15 protein-coding genes and 3 tRNA genes are annotated in these 18,882 nt (G+C 65.3%); 9 read left to right on the top strand and 9 right to left on the bottom strand.

Annotation, left to right across the window (positions count from 1 at the left end; translation table 11 throughout):
- Positions 1-356 precede the first annotated feature (356 nt).
- A complete protein-coding gene (locus ACT53T_RS07565) occupies positions 357-644 on the top strand; it encodes a hypothetical protein (RefSeq protein ID WP_476160749.1) in 288 nt (95 codons plus the stop codon).
- Between the two features lie 114 nt (positions 645-758).
- Here ACT53T_RS07565 and ACT53T_RS07560 read toward each other — a convergent pair whose 3' ends face one another.
- The 7 genes from ACT53T_RS07560 to ACT53T_RS07530 all read right to left on the bottom strand — a co-directional run bounded on the left by ACT53T_RS07560 (position 759) and on the right by ACT53T_RS07530 (position 3,586).
- Entirely contained in the window at positions 759-1,388 is a 630-nt protein-coding gene (locus ACT53T_RS07560; RefSeq protein WP_476160748.1) for an Abi-alpha family protein, read from the bottom strand.
- Positions 1,389-1,561: 173 nt separating this feature from the next.
- Positions 1,562-1,638, bottom strand: a tRNA-Arg gene (locus tag ACT53T_RS07555).
- Between the two features lie 110 nt (positions 1,639-1,748).
- A tRNA-Arg gene (locus tag ACT53T_RS07550) sits at positions 1,749-1,825 on the bottom strand.
- A gap of 13 nt (positions 1,826-1,838) precedes the next feature.
- A complete protein-coding gene (locus tag ACT53T_RS07545) occupies positions 1,839-2,150 on the bottom strand; it encodes an ETC complex I subunit (protein WP_026191305.1) in 312 nt (103 codons plus the stop codon).
- Positions 2,151-2,225: 75 nt separating this feature from the next.
- Positions 2,226-2,302 (bottom strand) — tRNA-Pro (locus ACT53T_RS07540).
- Positions 2,303-2,395: 93 nt separating this feature from the next.
- Positions 2,396-2,863 carry a DUF192 domain-containing protein gene (locus ACT53T_RS07535; protein WP_476160747.1) on the bottom strand — a complete coding sequence of 156 codons (468 nt, stop codon included), beginning with the start codon at positions 2,861-2,863 and terminating at the stop codon, positions 2,396-2,398.
- A 165-nt stretch (positions 2,864-3,028) separates the two neighbouring features.
- Positions 3,029-3,586 (bottom strand): cold-shock protein, encoded by a 558-nt coding sequence (locus tag ACT53T_RS07530; protein ID WP_400767851.1) that lies wholly within the window; start codon positions 3,584-3,586, stop codon positions 3,029-3,031.
- Between the two features lie 553 nt (positions 3,587-4,139).
- Here ACT53T_RS07530 and ACT53T_RS07525 point away from each other — a divergent pair.
- The 3 genes from ACT53T_RS07525 to ACT53T_RS07515 all read left to right on the top strand — a co-directional run bounded on the left by ACT53T_RS07525 (position 4,140) and on the right by ACT53T_RS07515 (position 7,450).
- The gene (locus ACT53T_RS07525; RefSeq protein ID WP_476160746.1) at positions 4,140-5,579 is read left to right on the top strand and encodes an aspartate aminotransferase family protein; all 1,440 of its coding nucleotides are present in this window, start codon (positions 4,140-4,142) and stop codon (positions 5,577-5,579) included.
- Between the two features lie 131 nt (positions 5,580-5,710).
- Positions 5,711-6,457 (top strand): hypothetical protein, encoded by a 747-nt coding sequence (locus tag ACT53T_RS07520; RefSeq protein ID WP_476160745.1) that lies wholly within the window; start codon positions 5,711-5,713, stop codon positions 6,455-6,457.
- Positions 6,458-6,547: 90 nt separating this feature from the next.
- Entirely contained in the window at positions 6,548-7,450 is a 903-nt protein-coding gene (locus ACT53T_RS07515; RefSeq protein WP_476160830.1) for a metallophosphoesterase, read from the top strand.
- Positions 7,451-7,466: 16 nt separating this feature from the next.
- Here ACT53T_RS07515 and gltB read toward each other — a convergent pair whose 3' ends face one another.
- Positions 7,467-12,128, bottom strand: a complete 4,662-nt coding sequence (gltB, locus tag ACT53T_RS07510) for a glutamate synthase large subunit (protein ID WP_476160744.1) — start codon at positions 12,126-12,128, stop codon at positions 7,467-7,469.
- 324 nt (positions 12,129-12,452) lie between these two features.
- On the opposite strand from gltB, the gene ACT53T_RS07505 reads away from it, so the two are divergent.
- Complete coding sequence (locus tag ACT53T_RS07505) at positions 12,453-13,412, top strand: hypothetical protein (protein ID WP_476160743.1); 960 nt, start codon at positions 12,453-12,455, stop codon at positions 13,410-13,412.
- Positions 13,413-13,477: 65 nt separating this feature from the next.
- Here ACT53T_RS07505 and ACT53T_RS07500 read toward each other — a convergent pair whose 3' ends face one another.
- The gene (locus ACT53T_RS07500; protein WP_036287246.1) at positions 13,478-13,945 is read right to left on the bottom strand and encodes an Hsp20 family protein; all 468 of its coding nucleotides are present in this window, start codon (positions 13,943-13,945) and stop codon (positions 13,478-13,480) included.
- A 233-nt stretch (positions 13,946-14,178) separates the two neighbouring features.
- Between ACT53T_RS07500 and ACT53T_RS07495 the strand changes: the two genes are divergently transcribed.
- The 4 genes from ACT53T_RS07495 to ACT53T_RS07480 all read left to right on the top strand — a co-directional run bounded on the left by ACT53T_RS07495 (position 14,179) and on the right by ACT53T_RS07480 (position 18,865).
- The gene (locus ACT53T_RS07495) at positions 14,179-14,574 is read left to right on the top strand and encodes a hypothetical protein (protein ID WP_476160742.1); all 396 of its coding nucleotides are present in this window, start codon (positions 14,179-14,181) and stop codon (positions 14,572-14,574) included.
- Positions 14,575-14,670: 96 nt separating this feature from the next.
- Positions 14,671-15,171 carry an RNA polymerase sigma factor gene (locus ACT53T_RS07490; RefSeq protein WP_476160741.1) on the top strand — a complete coding sequence of 167 codons (501 nt, stop codon included), beginning with the start codon at positions 14,671-14,673 and terminating at the stop codon, positions 15,169-15,171.
- 73 nt (positions 15,172-15,244) lie between these two features.
- On the top strand, positions 15,245-16,183 hold the full coding sequence (locus ACT53T_RS07485; RefSeq protein WP_476160740.1) for a FecR family protein: 939 nt from the start codon (positions 15,245-15,247) through the stop codon (positions 16,181-16,183).
- Positions 16,184-16,306: 123 nt separating this feature from the next.
- Entirely contained in the window at positions 16,307-18,865 is a 2,559-nt protein-coding gene (locus ACT53T_RS07480) for a TonB-dependent receptor (protein WP_476160739.1), read from the top strand.
- Positions 18,866-18,882 lie beyond the last annotated feature (17 nt).

Raw genomic sequence — 18,882 nt, 5'->3', positions numbered from 1 at the left:
TCAATCCCGCCCCCCGGAGAGACACAGGAACTGCTGATCGTCTCCGAATCCGGCCTCTATGCGCTCGTGCTCCGCTGCCGCGACGCCGTGGCGCCGGGGGGCATAGGGGGTAAAATTCCATGGCGCGAAAGGGAGCCCGCATCGGCACAGGTGGTTCGCGCGCAAAACCGCGAATTAGCGAATGGGTATTTTCGAGGGATCCGCGGAAGGGCGAGGCCCGCGCCCGCGATCTCGATATCGCGGAACGGCTCGGGTTTGAGCGGCCGCGCGATATCCGCAAGCTGATCGAGCGCAACCTCGAGGAACTTCAACGATACGGATGTGCGCGCCACCGTGGCGCGCTCGTCACTGTCGCCATGCCCAAGGGCCGCGCAAAGACCGTCGAGGTCGAGGAATATTGGCTGAACGAGCCGCAGGCCCTTCTCATCGCCATTCGCTCGGATACGGAGCTGGCGCCGGCCGTGCGCGAAATGCTCATCCGCGTGTTCATGGCGTGGCGGCGTGGCCAGCGCGCTCCGCAGTTCGACGAGGCCAAGATTGCGCGCATCGCTGGAGAGGCCACGGTCGCTGCGTTGATGAAGGCGATCGCCCGGCTATTTGTGAGCGCGGCGCCCGCTCTTGCATCACATATCCGAGCCGCCTAATCTATGAGCAAGCCGAAGGTTTCCCGGAACCGACGCAACAGCGAAACGCCCCGACGCCGGATGTAAGCGCGGGGCGTTTTTCTTTGGACGCTCTATAGAGGGACGGTTAATCTGTCACTCTGCCAAGGCCACCGCAAGCAATTTGCCGAGCGGCATTAACATTGGATTCGTATAAGGTGCACCAACCGGCACAAATATTAGATTCAGTCGCGTCAGGTTATCAATAGAGACCTGGGACTCTTCTTGCTCAACTCCGAGTTGTCGTGCGATTTCTACTACTCCATTTTGAGGCCACGGCTTTGTTCCACGCTCAACGATCGCTTGGAAGACGAGAGCGTCAAAGGGATCCATCTCCTTTACGATCGCTATAAAAGATTGGCGGAACGAGCCCTGTCGATGTGGATCCATCGTCGACGCGAGCAATCTAGCCCATAGGTTTCTCAGCTGATCGCGGGTTTCATCGGCGGCGGCGGCCAAAATCGGCAACGCTAGTTTGAGTGGCGGTGGCTCCGGATCGGGAACGCCACGCTCTTCGAGCCGCTTCTTTGCATCTTCGAAAAGTCTGGCAAGGCGCTCGGCGCGCGCGACCTTCACGCGATCGCCGACAAGTAGCCCAACTAAGTCCTTTGGAAGCTCTCCGAGAACGTCTGCGAGGTAGCCGAACGAGTCTTTTCCGGCCTCCACGATCGCTCTGGCGAGCTTCGCTTGCTCGTCGCTGATCGGGATCAAATCGTTATCGCCCATAAAGGCCGCCTCGCTACCAGCAATGAATTTCGTTGCCCTGGCCGGAACCGAACCAACCCGGAATCAGGAATCACTCTTCCTGTATCTTTCGCCTCGCTGTTACCCTGGTAGCTACCCGGAGCCAAATAGAGCGACGTCGTTACCCTCAAATTCGTTCTAAGATACTGATTTTATGGCGACCCCGGTAGGATTCGAACCTACGACCTACTGCTTCGAAGGCAGTTGCTCTATCCAGCTGAGCTACGGAGTCGGCGCTCGCAAATTAGCATGTTCGGTCGGCGGCGTCTCGGGCGCTGTCGTCGAGGCGCTCTTCCCTCTCGCAATGATCCGGCGGCCGTCGACCGCACTGCTTGCTTTTCTTGGCGACCCCGGCAGGATTCGAACCTGCGACCTACCGCTTAGAAGGCGGTTGCTCTATCCGGCTGAGCTACGGGGTCATGACGGCGGCCGTCAGTGCGTCCACTGGCCGACGCGCTGCGTCTTGAAATTATCGGCATAGGACAGGATTCGGCGCGAAGGGGCGCCGGGCTTGGGCTCCTCGACGCGATAGACGAGCGCCTTGCGCTCGGCATAGGCGATCGCCTCTTCCTTGGTGGCGAAGCGAAGCCTGATCTGCGCCTTGGCGTCCGACGTGCCGGTCCACCCCATCAGCGGATCGAGCTCGCGCGGGGTCTCGTTCTCATATTCGAGGACCCAGGGCTTGGCCGGCCCGGGACCGGATTGCGTCGCGCTGGGGGACGGGCGGTGAATGCGTGCGGTCATATCGGCCTCGGCGAAAGCCGGCTCGTGAGCCGGCCGGAAACGAAAAATCGGCGCTGTGGCGGGGCTCCGCGCCAATGGTCGGGGCAGCAGGATTCGAACCTGCGACCTGAAGTACCCAAAACTTCCGCGCTACCAGGCTGCGCCATACCCCGTCTCGCGTATAGGCCGCGGAGCCCATTTCCGCCGAACGCCTCGCTAGCACGAGGGCGCGTCGCTCACAAGCGCGAGCGCGCGCGCCGACCGCGCTACCTCTCGAAAATCGGATGTTTGACCGTGTCGCCGACCGCGATCGACAGGCGCTGCGCCGCGCCGGCGGCCAGCTCGATGACCGCGAGCGCCGGCCCGCCGGAAGAGATGACGCGCTCCGAATAGGGCTCCGCGGCGAGCGCCAGGGAGACGACCTTGCCGGCGCGTGAGACGAAGACCATGTCGAGCGACAGCGGCGTGTTCTTCATCCACATGGCGACCGGCCGCTCCTCGTGGAAGTCGAACAGCATGCCGCCGTCCGCGGGGAGCGAGGTTCGGAACATCAGGCCTCTCTCGCGCTGGTCGGGCGTGCGCGCCACCTCGACGCGCAGCCGATGCGCGCCGGAGGTGGTGACGATCTCTATCGGCTCTATGGCCATTTTGACCGCGGGCGGCGGCGATGCGCCCGGCTCCTTCGCGTGGCCGGGAACGGCCGCGCAAAAGATCAGGACGAAAAACGCGGCCATGACGCCGAATACGCTCCGCGACACCTCACCCGACATGTTCACCCTCGCCGCATCCAAACCGCCGAGCGCATCGCGACATCGTCGAAACGCCAGCGCTTCGACGGCCATTCTGCCATTGCGGTCGGGAAATAAAAAGCGGCCCGGAAACGCGCCTGTCGCTCGGCCCTAATGGGAAGCCGGCAGCGCCGATTCGAGCGGCCGCACCTCGGTCGCCATGAGGCCCTTGGGGCCGTCGCCATAGCGCACCAGAACGCTGTCGCCGGGCTTCAGCTCGGCGAGTCCATAGCGGCGAACCGTCTCCATATGCAGGAAGATATCGTCGGTGCCCTCGCCGCGGGTCAGGAAGCCGAAGCCTTTTACCCGGTTGAACCATTTGACGATGGCGATCTCATAGCCGCTCGACGGCGTCACTTGGGCATGGGTGCGGGCGGCGCCGTTCTGCGAGGGGTGAACGGCCGTCGACTCGTCCATGCCGATGACGCGAAACACCTGCATGCCCTTCACGCGCTTCTGCGCCTCGCAGACGACGCGCGCGCCCTCATAGGCGGACTGGAACCCGGAACGACGTAGGATCGTCACATGCAAGAGAATATCCGCGCCGCCATCATCGGGAACGACGAATCCGTATCCCTTCGAAACGTCGAACCATTTGATGGTTCCAGACACTTCGACGAGATCGAGCCCGGCTTCACCGTTTTCGACATTGATGGTCGACGCGCTCAACTCATTCTGGAATGAAATTTTTGCGCCCAACAGACCAACTCCCCCTGCCGATTCGGAACGAATGCGCTCCGCTCGCCTTCGAAGACTCGAATCGCGACGCTCGCCCGTGAATCACTGTGGTTAAGATATCATCGCCACGCTTTCCTCCAACCGACTTTTTTGTCTCGTGCGCCTTCGCTGTGGATACAAAGCCCGAAAATGCTTGGCGTTCCGCGACCTCGGCGCGGGTTACGCGAAATACCGTACGAGCGTCGCCAATGCGCGATCGCCGCTTTTTCGGGTCCCTCGCGCGCATGTTTCCGCTTCGATCTTCGCCATGAAAGCGGCGTGATTGGGCGCCAGAGCGTCCTTTCGTCACATTTGCGCGCGGCTCGGCCCCTCGCGGCGCGCGCGACGCTGGACAGAGCGGCGCGAAGCAATATGCTCGTCCGTATGTTGCGGCCGTCGCGAAGCCGCGACATAGTGCGTCGCCGCCGATCGGTGGCGCAGCCGACGGCCCGCAATTCCCGCGAGAAGATCGCACGCAGCCCTTGAAAGCACGGACTTCGAACGAATGAGCTTCACCACACCGCGAGACGATCGTGAATTGGCGCAGCGTGACGGCGCCCCGAACTTCGATCTCGCCTCGCTCTATACGGAACGGGAGAACGAGCGTTTCGCATTGCACTCGCAGCATCTCAACGAGATGTGGGTGCGCGTGCTGAAAACGATCGGCTATGACGTCGGATTCGTGCGCGGCGCCGGCCAATATCTCTATGATCGCGCCGGCGCGCGCTATCTCGACCTCCTGAGCGGCTGGGGCGTGTTCGCGATCGGCCGCAATCATCCCGCGCTGCGCGAGGCGCTGATGAGCGTGCTGGGCGCCGAGCTTCCCAATCTCGTGCAGCTCGACGTATCGGTGCCCGCGGGGCTGCTCGCAGAACGGCTGCTCGGCTTCGCGCCTTATATGGAGAAAGTTTTTTTCGCCAATTCGGGCACGGAGGCGGTCGAGGCGGCGATCAAATTTTCGCGCGCGGCGACGGGCCGCCCGGGCATTCTCCATTGCGCGCATTCCTTCCACGGCCTCACCTATGGCGCGCTGTCGCTCAATGGCGACGAGATTTTCAAGAAGGGCTTCGGCCCGCTGCTCCCCGATACGCGTGAGATTCCCTTCGACGATCTCGCCGCGCTCGAGGAGGCGCTGCGCCATCGCGACGTCGCCGCCTTTTTCGTCGAGCCCATTCAGGGCAAGGGCGTGAACATGCCGGCGCAGGACTATCTCGCGCAGGCTGCGGCGCTCTGCCGCAAATATGGGACGCTGTTCGTCGCCGATGAGATTCAGACCGGCCTCGGCCGCACGGGAAAATTTTTCGCCGTGGAGCATTATGGCGTCGAGCCCGATCTCCTGCTCGTCGCCAAGGCGCTTTCGGGCGGCCATGTGCCGGTCGGCGCCGTGCTGACGCGCAAATGGATTTTCGACAAAATGTTCGACCGCATGGATCGCGCGGTCGTGCATGGCTCCACCTTCGGCAAGAATGATCTCGCAATGGCCGCCGGCCTCGCCACTCTCGAGGTCATGGAGAGCGAGAAGCTCGTCGAGAATTCCGCCGCCAGAGGCGAGCGCCTGCTCGCGTCCTTCCGCGCCATGGCGGAGCGCTACGAGCTCGTCGCCGATGTTCGCGGCAAAGGCCTGATGATCGGAATCGAGTTCGGCGAGCCGCGTTCGCTGAAGCTGAAAGCCGCATGGAACCTGCTGGAGACCGTCAACTCCGGCCTCTTCTGCCAGCTCATCAGCATACCTTTGTTCGAGCAGCACAAGGTGCTGACGCAGGTCGCCGGCCATGGCAATCACACGATCAAGCTGCTGCCGCCGCTCACCATCGACGATTTCGATTGCGATTGGATCGAGCGCTCCTTCGACAAGGTCATCGCCGACGCGCATCACGCGCCGGGGGCGGTGTGGTCGCTCGGCAAGACGCTCGCGAGCCATGCGCTGAAAGCCAAGCTCGGCTGACACGCCAAGGTTAATGAATTGGGAACGCGCCTTGCTCCGATGAGGCGCGCGACGGGAAGCTGCGCCGATTTGAGACGTCGGCGCATATTTCCATCCCGTCGCGCTCCGCTTCGAGACGAAAGGCGTCGATTATGCGTATCAGTGCGACGATTCTGTCTGCGGCCCTGCTGGCCGCGCTCGCGGGCGTTCCCGCGTCCTCCTACGCCGGCGCGCGCGAACCGGTCGTCATTCGCGGGCTCGGCCCCAATGATTTCGCGCCGCGGGCGACCGCGAATTTTCGGCCGTTTCATCCGGTCGCGCGTCAGGCGCGCCATTGGCGCGAGGAGGAGCCGAGCGACGCCCGCGCCGCCATCGCGCCACGTCGCTACCGGGTCGCCGCAGAAGAAGCCACGCAATGGCCGCAGCCCATTCGCTATCGCGCCACGGAGGCGGCTGCCGTCCCCTATGCGGAGCCGGCCTATAATCCGCAAGAGGATTACGCCGGCGCCGTCGTCGCGCCGCAGCGCTATCGCGTCCCAACGGAAGATGTGACGCAATGGCGGCGACCCATTCGCCATCGCGGCGACGAAGTCGCTCCCCTCGCCTATGCCGAGCCGACCTATTATCCGCATGAGGATTACGCCCGCGCCTCCGTCGCGCCCCAACGCTACCGCGTGGCCACGGAAGAGGAGGCGACGCAATGGCGACAGCCCATTCGCTATCGCGCGGGCGACATCGCTCCCACTCCTCATGTGCGGTCGGCCTATTATCCGCATGCGGGCAATCCCTATGATCGCGCCTATCGGCCCGGAGCCTATACTGCCGTCGACCCTGTTCCGCAGCGCTCGGCGCGAGCTCAGGGCTATTTCCTGGACGAAGGCCCCTTCCCTGCGCGGTGAGCCGATCGGCGCCAGAGCGGCGCGACTCGAAACCGACGCATTCATCGGCTTCAATGTCGCGCAACTGCTCATGAGGGAATTGCAATGCTCATGCTGACTCGGCGCGCCTTTCTGAGAGGCGCGATCGCCGGGGCGGCTTCCGCTTTCGCGGGAGCGGCCTACGCCTTCGGCTATGAGCCGCTGATGGAGCCGCGCGTCGCCCGCTATCACATTGCGCCGCGCGTCTGGCCGAAGGGATTCGCGCTCGAGATCGCGGCGCTCTCCGATCTGCACGCCTGCGAGCCATGGATGTCGCTCGAGCGCATAGACGCGATCGTCGATCGCATGAATGCGCTGCGGCCCGACGTCATCGTGCTGCTCGGCGATTATGTCGCCGGGCTGCATCGTTTCGCGACGCCGATTCCGGCGCCGCAATGGGCGCGGGCGCTGTCTCGGCTCAGAGCGCCGCTCGGCGTCCATGCGATTCTCGGCAATCACGACATGTGGGACGACGAAACCGCGCAGCATCGCGGACGCTACGAGACGGCCGCCCGCGCCGCGCTCGAGGACAATGGGATTCCGGTCTATGAGAATGCGGCGGTGCGTCTGACCGGCGGCGCTCGCCCCTTCTGGCTCGCGGGACTGGCCGACCAATTCGCGATACCCGCCGGGCGGCGCAAATGGAATGGGCTGGACGATCTACCGGGGACGCTCGCCGAGGTGACGACCGACGATCCAGTGATCCTATTGGCGCATGAGCCGGACGTTTTTCCGCGCGTGCCGGAACGCGTCGCGCTGACGCTCTGCGGCCATACGCATGGCGGCCAGGTGCGGATATTCGGCTGGGCGCCGATCGTGCCGTCGCTCTACGGCAATCGCTATGTCCATGGACATATCGTCGAGGACGACAAGCATCTCATCGTCTCCGGCGGATTGGGATGCACGGCGCTTCCGGTGCGCTTCGGAGCGCCGCCGGAAGTCCTTCACATAAGAGTCGAAGCGCCGGCGGCGTGACGCCGGCGCGTCCGCCTCACTCGCCGGCCGCTTTCAGCTTCTCGCCGCTCTGGCTGCGCGCCAGAAGCTCGGTGAGCGCGCGGCGATATTCCACCGGCATCACCTTGCGGAACTTCGGCTTATAGCCCTCCCAATCGTCGAGGATGGCGCGCGCGCGCGTCGAGCCCGTGTAGCGCAAATGATTGGAGATGAGATGCTTCAGACGCTCGGCGTCGAAGCGCGTCATGTCGCTCATCACATCGACGCGGCCATGCTGCTCGAGATCGCCGCTCTGATGATAGGCCTGCGTCATCGCGGTCTCCTCGTCGCGCACCGGCTCGAGATCGACCATCGACAGATTGCAGCGCTCGGCGAAGCCGCCGTCCTCATCCAGCACATAGGCCACGCCGCCCGACATGCCGGCCGCGAAATTGCGACCCGTCGGGCCGAGCACGACGACGACGCCGCCGGTCATATATTCGCAGCCGTGGTCGCCGACGCCCTCGACGACCGCATAGGCGCCGGAGTTGCGCACGGCGAAACGCTCGCCGGCGACGCCGCGCAGATAGGCCTCGCCCCCCACGGCGCCATAGAGCACGGTGTTGCCGACGATGATCGACTTCTCCGGCACGATCTGCTTGGCCTCGCGCGAGGGATAGACGATCACCTTGCCGCCCGAGAGTCCCTTGCCGACATAATCATTCGCCTCGCCCTCGAGACGCAGCGTCACGCCGCGCGCGAGAAAGGCGCCGAAGCTCTGCCCCGCCGTGCCCGAGGCGCGAATGTCGATCGTGTCCTCCGGCAGGCCGGCGAGCCCATAGACGCGCGCGACCTCGCCCGACAGCATGGCGCCGGTCGAGCGATCGACATTGCGGATCGCCGTCTCGATGGAGGTCTTCGCGCCGCGGTCGATCGAGGCGCGCGCCGCCTCGATGAGCTTGTTGTCGAGCACCTTGTCGAGGCCGTGATCCTGCGTGAGGCTGTGACGGATCGCAGCGCCCTCGCCCGCAGGCTTGTGGAACAGCTTGGAGAAGTCGAGTCCCTTCGCCTTCCAATGGGCGAGCGCCTTCTCCTTGTCGAGCATCTGCATCTGGCCGATCAGCTCGTCGAAGCGGCGATAGCCCATTTGCGCCATCAGCTCGCGCACTTCCTCGGCGACGAAGAAGAAGAAATTGATGACATGCTCGGGCTGGCCGACGAAGCGCTTGCGCAGCACAGGGTCCTGCGTCGCGACGCCCACGGGGCAAGTGTTGAGATGACATTTGCGCATCATCACGCAGCCCGCCGCGATCAGCGGCGCCGTCGCGAAGCCGAATTCGTCCGCGCCGAGCAGAGCGCCGACGATGACGTCGCGGCCCGTGCGCAGGCCGCCGTCCACCTGCACGGCGATGCGCGCGCGCAGATTGTTCAGCACCAGAGTCTGATGCGTCTCGGCGAGGCCGATTTCCCACGGGCTGCCGGCGTGCTTGATGGAGGTGAGCGGCGAGGCGCCCGTCCCGCCATCATAGCCGGAGATGGTCACATGATCGGCGCGGCCCTTGGAGACGCCGGCGGCGACCGTGCCGACGCCGACCTCGGAGACGAGCTTCACCGACACGTCGGCGCGCGGATTCACATTCTTCAGATCGAAGATCAGCTGCGCCAAATCCTCGATCGAATAAATGTCGTGATGCGGCGGCGGCGAGATGAGGCCGACGCCCGGCGTCGAATGGCGCACCTTGGCGATCACCGCATCGACCTTGTCGCCGGGCAATTGTCCGCCTTCGCCGGGCTTTGCGCCCTGCGCCATTTTGATCTGGATCATGTCGGAATTGACGAGATATTCCGCCGTCACGCCGAAACGTCCAGAAGCGACCTGCTTGATCGCCGAGCGCGCGCTGTCGCCATTGGGCAGCGGCTTGAAGCGCTCCGGCTCCTCGCCGCCTTCGCCCGTGTTGGACTTGCCGCCGATGCGGTTCATCGCAATGGCGAGAGTCGTATGCGCCTCGCGGGAGATGGAGCCGAAGGACATGGCGCCGGTGGAGAAGCGCTTGACGATCTCGCTCGCCGGCTCGACCTCGTCGAGCGGAACGGGCGCGCGACCATCCTCCTCCGCCGTCTTGACGCGGAACAGGCCGCGCAGATTGAGCAGCTTGTCGTCCTGCTCGTTCAAATGCTGCGCGAAGGCGCGATATTTGTCCTGCGCATTGGCGCGCACGGCATGCTGCAGCAGCGACACCGTATGCGGCGTCCAGCTATGCGCCTCGCCGCGAATGCGGAAGGCGTAATCGCCGCCGACATCCAGCGCGTCGCGATAGATGGCGACGTCGCCGAAAGCGTCCTTGTGACGGCGCACTGTCTCGGCTGCGATCTCGTCGAGGCCGACGCCCTCGACGCGCGTCGTGGTGCCGCGGAAGAATTCGTCGATGAAGCTCTGCGCGAGGCCCACGGCGTCGAAAATCTGCCCGCCGCAATAGGATTGATAGGTCGAGATGCCCATCTTGGACATGACCTTCAGCAGACCCTTGTCAACCGCCTTGATGAAGCGCTTGATCGCCGTCGGCCCATCGACGTCGGAGGGGAATTCCGCGGTCGAAGCCTCGAGCGTCTCGAAGGCGAGATAAGGATTGATCGCCTCCGCGCCATAGCCGGCGAGCAGAGCGAAATGATGCACCTCGCGCGCCTCGCCCGTCTCGAGCACGAGACCGACCGAGGTGCGCAATCCGCGGCGAATGAGGTGATGATGCACGGCCGCCGTGGCGAGCAGCGCCGGAATCGGAATGCGATCCGGCCCCACCATGCGGTCGGAGAGGATGATGATGTTATAGCCGCCGTTCACCGCCTTCTCGGCGCGCTCGCCGAGCCGGTTCAGCGCCTCGCGCAGGCCGGCGGCGCCGGTCGCGGCGTCATAGGTGATGTCCAGCGTCTTGGTGTCGAAGCTGTCCTCGATATGGCCGATGCAGCGGATCTTCTCGAGATCCTCATTGGTGAGGATGGGCTGGCGCACCTCGAGCCGCTTGCGCTTCGCCGAGCCCTCGTGATCGAGAATGTTCGGACGCGGGCCGATGAAGGAGACGAGGCTCATCACCAATTCCTCGCGGATCGGATCGATCGGCGGATTGGTGACTTGCGCGAAGTTCTGCTTGAAATAGGTGTAGATCAGCTTCGGCTTGTCGGAGAGCGCCGAGATCGGCGTATCCGTGCCCATGGAGCCGACCGCCTCCTGGCCGGTGACGGCCATGGGGAAGAGCAGAAGATCGAGCTCCTCCTGCGAATAGCCGAAGGCCTGCTGGCGATCGAGCAATGACACATCGGCGCGCGAAGCGCGCGGCTCGACGGGCTTCAAATCCTCGAGCACGATCTGCGTGCGCTCGAGCCATTGCTTATAGGGATGCGAGGAGGCGAGCTCTTTCTTGATCTCGTCGTCGGAGACGATGCGTCCCTGCTCGAGATCGACGAGCAGCATCTTGCCCGGCTGCAGACGCCACTTCTGCACGATCTTGTCTTGCGGGATCGGCAGCACGCCCATCTCCGAGGCCATGACGACGAGCCCGTCCTCGGTCACGAGATAGCGCGCCGGGCGCAGGCCGTTGCGGTCCAGCGTCGCGCCGATCTGGCGGCCGTCGGTGAAGGCCATGGCGGCGGGACCGTCCCAGGGCTCCATCAGCGCGGCGTGATATTCGTAGAAGGCCTTGCGGTCGCTATCCATCAGCGGATTGCCGGACCAAGCCTCCGGGATCAGCATCATCACCGCATGAGCGAGCGAATAGCCGCCCTGCACGAGAAACTCGAGCGCATTGTCGAAGCAGGCGGTGTCCGACTGACCTTCATAGGAGATCGGCCACAGTTTTTCGATGTCATTGCCGAACAGCGGCGAGGCGACGGAGGCCTGACGCGCGGCCATCCAGTTGAGATTGCCGCGCAGCGTGTTGATCTCGCCATTATGCGCGACGAAGCGGTAAGGATGCGCGAGGCGCCAGGACGGGAATGTGTTGGTGGCGAAGCGCTGATGCACCAGCGCCAGGGCGCTGACGAAGCGCGGGTCTTTCAGATCGAGGAAATATTCGCCGAGCTGCGAGACCAGCACCATGCCTTTGTAGACGATGGTCTGCGAGGACACGGAAACCGAATAATGCTCGCGCGCCGCCGGCCCCCGCGCATAGATTTCATTGGAGGCGGTCTTGCGCGCGAGATAGAGGCGGCGATCGAAATCGACGTCGTCGGTCACGGTGGGGCCGCGCCCGATGAAGACCTGGCCATGCACCGGCTCGACCGCCTTCACCGCCGCGCCGAGGTCGCTCGAATCGACTGGCGTGTCGCGCCAGCCGAGCACGACGAGGCCCTGGGCGGCGGCGGCGGCCTCGATGAATTCCTTCGCCTTGGCGCGCTCGGCGTCATCGCGCGAAAGGAAGAACTGGCCGATGGCGTAATGGCCGGGCTCGGGCAAGGCGAAGCCGAGCTTCGCGCATTCTTCCTTGAAGAACTGGTGCGGAATCTGCACCAGAATGCCGCAGCCGTCGCCGAGCTTGGGGTCCGCGCCCACGGCGCCGCGATGATCGAGATTGAGCAGGATCTGCAGACCCATCTCGACGATCTCATGGCTCTTGGCGTTGTGCAGATTGGCGACGAAGCCGACGCCGCAGGAGTCGTGCTCCTTGGACGGATCGTAGAGGCCCTGAGCCTGCGGCAGGAGGGGGTCTCTGGCGTCGATCGCGGTCATGGCGGCGTCTCCCGGGCGAGTCCGGGGGCCGCCCGGCCCGATCGCCGCGCCCGCTCCCCCGTCCTTGGTCGTCGAAATCATAGCGTCGCTCGCAGGGTGGCGCGAGCGTCATTGGCGCAGAATGGTCAGCAAGGCTGACATATCGGCGGGAAATATTGTTGCCAGATTTGCGTCCCCCGCACAAGCAATCTGCCGCTACAAAACCGAATTCCCGGCGCATTCCGTCGCCGGCGCGCGCCGCTTGCGTCCAAAGCTCGCCGCAATGGTCGCCCAAGCTCGACAATCGAGACGGGACCAGACGATGAGATGGATGTGGAGCGGTTCATGACGCTATCGAGACTGCGGCCGAAGCTCTTGCTCGCGATGGCGAGCCTCGCGCCGATGGCGGCGCCGACGCCGGCCGCGGCGGATTTCTTCTTTCGTCCGTTCGGCTACGCCTTTCACCAGCCGATCCCGGAGCCCGCGCCCAACGCCACGCCTCGCGCGATCGCCGGCATTTTGGGCGAGGAAGGCTTTCGTCTCGTCGGCGGGCTCGGCCGGCGCGGCGATCAGGTGGTGGCGACGGGCGTCGACCGCCGCGGCCATTATCGGCGCTTTTTGATCGACCCCTATGAGGGCGAGATTTTGCGCTCCTGGCGCATCGGGCCGGAGGAAGTCGGACCGGGCTTCGTCGAAGCGCCGCCCGCCGCCTATCGCGGACCGCCGGGGCCGGAACCCTATGACGCGCCGCGCGCCGGCGCCGCGGAAGACCCTCTGGTCGTGCCCGGCCTCGGCGCCGAGCCCCGTCGTCCGGCGCGACGCGCGGAGGCGCCTTCGCGCGCCCATGCGCCCAATGGCGTGGCCGCAGTCCGGCCGGAGAACGCCGAGACGCAGCGCCCATCCCATTCGTCGCCCTCCGAGGCGACCAAGCCGCCGACGCGCGCCGCCGCCCCGCAGCTTCGTCCGACGGCTCCCCATTCCGTGAAGCCGGCCGCCGAGCGCAAGGCGCCCGCGCAGCAGCAATCGGGGCCGACCCCGCCGCAAGGCGCAGCTCCGGCGCCCGCCCCTGCGCCAGCCGCCGCCCCCGCCGCGCCGGTCCAAGCCGCTCCCGAGCCGTCGCATGCGACCGCGCCAGAACCTGCCGCCGTCGGCCATCAGCAGGCGGCGCCGGCGCCTCAGACCATTGTTCCGGCGACGCCGGCCGCGCCGCCGCCCGCCCCTGCGGCTCCCGCCAACCCCGTCTCGGCGGAGCAGTCAAAGGCGCCGCCCGCGGGCGAGCAAGCCCAGCCGACTCCGGGCGGCTGAACGAAAAAAGAGGCGTCCCTCTCGGGACGCCTCGATTTTTTGCAAGCGAGGGATGTGGCCTGCGATCAGGCCGCTTTGGCGTCGATCGTCTGCGCCGGAACGCCGCCGCCGATCTCGATACGGCGCGGCTTCTGCGCCTCGGGAATCTGGCGGACCAGATCGACATGCAGCAAGCCGTTGGCGAGGGTCGCTCCGGTCACGACGACATGGTCGGCGAGCTGGAAGCGGCGCTCGAAGGCGCGGGCGGCGATGCCTTGATGCAGCATCTCGCGCTTGACGCCGCCGGTCTCGGGCTGCGGGTCTTTCGCGCCCTTGATGGTCAGCGTGTTCTCGCGCGTCTCGATGGAGATATCCTCGCGCGCGAAGCCGGCGACGGCCAAGGTGACGCGATAGTCGTTCTCGCCGGTGCGCTCGATATTATAAGGCGGATAGGTCGGCGCCGTCTCCGCGCCCGGCCCCTGGTCGAGCAGCGAGAAGAGACGATCGAAGCCGACGGTCGAGCGATAGAGGGGGGAAAGATCGAAGTGACGCATGTCATTGTCCTCCTAGAAGCGACAGTGGAAGCGCGATCGGGATGCTCGTCCCCGCTCGCGCCGGGGAAGAAGCGCGTCCGCTACGGCCCGCGCTGAATTCCATGTGGGAGCGCCTTTTGCGGCCTGCAAGAGGCGCCGGCGCGGGTGTCGCAATTTTGTGACAGGCCCCGAGTTTTCGCCGTGAGCGTGACGATCGCATTGACCGCGGAAATTTCCCGGCGCTAGTTTCACGCATGGCGAAGCTGAGGTCACGGCGCTGGTCGGACGTCTCCGCGGCGAGACGCGCGTTCGTCTCGGCGCTGGCGCTTTGCCTTTTCGCGCTCCAGGCTTTCGTCGCCGCCTCGCTGGTCCGAGCGCATGACGCGAGCGCGGCCGGCGTCTCGGCCTCCGCTTATTGCGAGCCGCACAGGGACGGCGCGCCGCCGGCAGAGCGCGAACATGCGCCCTGCTGCATTCTCTGCGTCTCCGGCCGCGATCTGCCGAGCCTCGCCGAGCCGCCGTCCGAGGAGCCGATCCTCGCGCCGCCGGTCGCTTTCGCCTTCGTCGCCTATGCCTCGACAGCGCCGCCTCGGCGCGAGCCCGTCGGCTGGGCCAGCTCCTGGTCGTCCCGCGCCCCTCCCCTCGCCTGATCGCGCGGCGCGCCGCGATCGCGGCCGCCGTTTCGATACGCCGATGGACGCACCGGACGCCCCCGCGCCCGGGCGACGCCGCGACGGATGGCGCCGATGCCCGACACGAGATTTTCGATTTTGCGCGAGCTCTTCGCGCGCACGCAACGCGATTTGACGCGGCTGCTGACGCGGCGCGTCGGTCCCGATCACGCCCCGGACATCGTCCAGGAGGCGTTTCTGCGCGTCATGCATAGAGACATGACCGAGGAGATCGCCGATCCGCCCGCCTATCTGCGCCGCACCGCCGTCAATCTGGCGATGGATTTCTCGCGGCGGCGCAAGCTCGAGAGCAGGCTCTTCGTGGCCGATGCGGAGAGCTGCGACGCGCCCTCGCAGGAGCCCTCGGCGGACGAGACGCTGGAAGCCGATCGCCGCGCGCGCATTCTCACCTCGGCGATCGAGACGCTGCCGCCCAAATGCCGCGAGGTCTTCGTGCTGCGCATGCATCATGACGTCCCGCAGGACGAGATCGCGCGGCGGCTCGGCATTTCCCGCAATATGGTGGACCGGCATTTGCGCATCGCCATAAAGCGCTGCCGAAACGCGGTGCAGTAGAAAAATTCCCGGGCGACGCATCCGCGATTCGGACCGTCGCTCGTCTGTATGTGTGAAGAGCGAGTTTCGATCTATGGCCGCCCACAAAGATCCCGCGCCGCAGGAGAGCGCCTCGCAGGACTCCGCCATCGCCTGGTGGGTGCGGCGCGACGCCGGCGACATGTCGAGCGCCGAGATCGCCGCCTTCGAGGCCTGGGTGGCCGAGCGGGCCAACGCCGCGGCCTTCGCCTATATTTGCGCGCTCTGCGGCGAGGTGAAGGCTTTGAAGCCGCGCCGTGTCGACGCGATCACGGCGCGGCGGCGGCGGCGGCGCATGGCTTTCGCCGCCGCGCTGGCCGCGACATTGGCCGCCGTGGCGAGCTTCGACACGCTGCGCCTGCTCTGGAGCGCCGATTTCCGCACCGCCGCCGGCGAGACGCGCATGGTCACGCTCGCGGACGGCTCCAAGATCCAGCTCGGCGGAAAATCTGCCATCGCCGTGCATTACGCCGCCGGCGAACGCGCGCTCACTCTGCTCGAAGGCGAGGCGTTTTTCGATGTCGCGCCGGACGCCGCGCGGCCCTTCGTCGTCACGGCGGCGGGCGGATCGGTGACGGCGCTCGGCACATCTTTCGACGTCGCGCTCGAGAATGACGGCGCCCGCGTGACGGTCGCCGAGCATAAGGTCGCCGTCGCGAGCCATGGCGAGAGAATGATCGTCGAGGAAGGTCGCCAATGCGACTTCGGCCCGGCGGCGCCGACGAGCGCGCCCATCCCAGTCGCCGTGCCGGACGCCACCGCCTGGCGGCGCGGCAAGCTCATCTTCGTCGATCGTCCGCTCGGCGAAGTCGTCGATATTCTGTCACGCTATCACCGCGGCTACATAATCGTGGCGAGCGATTCCACGCGGCGGCTGCGCGTCACCGGCGTGTTCGACGCCGCCGATCCGATCGGCGCTCTGCGCGCGATCGAGGCTTCGCTCGCTCTCGACGCGATTCATATCGGCGATTATCTCGTGGCGCTGCGCGGATGAGACAGAACGCCGCATCATGCGCCCGCATTTTTTCGTCGCACGGACGTGCGTGTTCGCGCGCTCCATTCGTCAGAGTTCATAGAGGGACGTTTTCGTTCCCGATGAGAACTCGGAGAAGGACGGATGCAGCGGCGATTTTTTCGTCTCGAGAATAGAAACATGGGCGCGACGGCGATAGCGACGGCTCTGAGCGCTCTCGTCCTCGGACAAGAGCCGGCCATAGCGCATGTCGCAATGCCGGAGGCGGAGCTCGTGGCCGCCGTGCGCAGCTATGAGATTCCGGCGGGCTCCATCGCCGCCGCGCTCAATCGCCTCGCCGACGCCACCGGCGCGCAGCTCGTCTACAAATCTCGGCTGACGCGCGATCTCACGACGCACGGACTCACCGGCGTCTTCACGCTGGAAGACGCTCTCGATCGTCTGCTCGCCGGCACGGGAATAGGCTATCGCCTCACGCGCGATGGACGCAGCGTCGCCATCGTGCTCGCGCAGAACGAGACCACGCGCAATGACGCCGGCGCGGTTCCGCTGCCGCCGATCGACGTGGCGGCGGAGCGCGCGCGCGCTCTGCGCGCCGCAGCGCGCCACGCCGACGGCCCCTTCACGCCGATCGGCGCGACGGACATAAGCGGCGCGGCGCTCGACGCTCAGCGTCCCAACGCCAGCGACACGGCGCAGCTGCTCTACGCGGCTCCGGGCGTCGATCTCTATGAGGCGGGCGGCGTGTCGCGGCTTCCCGCGCTGCATGGCCTCGCCGACGATCGCATCAAGATTCTGCTCGGCGGCGTCGAGATCACCTCGGCCTGCGCCAATCACATGAATCCGCCGCTCTCTTATATCGATCCGAACAATGTCGGAAAGATCGAGGTGCTCTCCGGCGTGACGCCGGTGAGCAAGGGCGGCGATTCGATCGCGGGCACGATTTCGGTCACGCCCAAGCCGCCGATCTTCGCCAATCCGAGCGTCGCCTCGGCGCCCGGCCTCGTTCCATCGGTCGCGCCCGGCGTTCTCGCCTCGGGATCGATCTCAGGCTTCTTCCGCAGCTCCAACAGCAGCTTCGGCGTCTCGGGAACGGCGAATGTCGCCACCGAGCATTTCAGCCTGCTCTACAATGGCGGCTACACGCGCGGCTCGGATTATCACGCGGGCGACAATGGCCCGAAGGTCCTCTCCACCGGCTTCATCTCCGAAAATCATTCGGCGACTCTCGCCTATCAGAACGACGGACATCTCTTCACGCTGAAGGGCGGCTATCAGAACATTCCCTATCAGGGCTTCGTCAATCAGCGCATGGATATGACCGCCAACCGCGCCTATTCCGTCGACGCCGGCTATGAGGGCGCGTTCGAATGGGGCAAGCTCGAGGCGCGCGCCTACTGGCACCATACCGCGCATGAGATGGGCTTTCTCTATGACAAGCAGCCCGCCAACATGCCGATGAACACGTCGGGAACGGATTACGGCTATTCGCTGAAGGCGGAAATTCCGCTCGACCCCTCCAATCTTCTACGCGTCGGCAACGAGTTCCACGGCAATCATCTGAACGATTGGTGGCCGCCGATCGTCGGCAGCATGATGATGGGTCCGGGAACCTATTGGAACATCAATGGCGGCCAGCGCGACCGCATCGGCACATTCGCGGAATGGGAGGCGAAATGGTCGCCGCAATGGACGACGTCGCTCGGCGTGCGCAACGATGTCGTGTGGACGAACGCCGGCGACGCGCAGGCCTATGACCCGCGCAATCCCATCCCCATGGGCATGATGGGAATGGGCATGGGCATGGCCAATCCAGACGCGACGGCGGCGCGTTTCTTCAACGCCCGCAGCCATGCGCGCACCGACGTGAATTTCGACATGACCGCGCTCGTCCGCTACCAGGCCGACGAGACGAGCACATACGAGCTCGGTTATTCGCGCAAGACGCGCTCGCCCAATCTCTACGAGCGCTACGCCTTCGGCGTCGGCGGCATGGCGAGCAGCATGATCGGCTGGTTCGGCGACGCCAATGGCTATGTCGGCAATCTCGATCTGAAGCCCGAGGTCGCGCATACGGTGAGCTTCACGGCCGCTTGGCGCGATCCCGTCGCCCATGATTGGGAGGTGAAGGCGACGCCCTATTTCAGCTATGTCGAGAATTTCATCGACGCCGATCGCATCGGCGGATTCAGCGACAAGAATGGAAGCTGGTTCCCCATTCTGCAGTTCCGCAATCACAAGGCGGAGCTCTATGGCTTCGATCTCTCCGGCCGCGGCAAGCTCTATGAGGCGCCGGATGTCGGCAGCTTCACGCTCTCCGGCGTCATCGGCTATGTCTATGGCGAGAATCTCGATCGCGGCGACGGGCTCTATCACATCATGCCGCTCAACGCCCGCTTCGCGCTCGAGCACAAGCTCGGCGGCTGGAGCAGCGCCGTCGAGCTGCAGCTGGTCGACAGCAAGACGCATGTGAGCACGGCGCGCAACGAGCTGAAGACGCCCTCCTACGGGCTCGTCAATCTGCGCACAGCCTATGAATGGGACGCGTTCCGAATCGATCTCGGCGTCACCAATGTCGCCGATGTGCGCTATTATTCGCCGCTCGGCGGCTTCGATTACACGAATTACAAGAAGACGAGCGTCTTCGGCGCCGTGCCGGGACAGGGCCGCTCCTATTATGCGGGGCTGACAGTGAAGTTCTGAGCTTCGCCTTTTGCGCG

It is taken from the genome of Methylosinus sp. DMC45, assembly GCF_056313885.1.
This window is presented reverse-complemented; position numbering and strand designations above follow the sequence as displayed.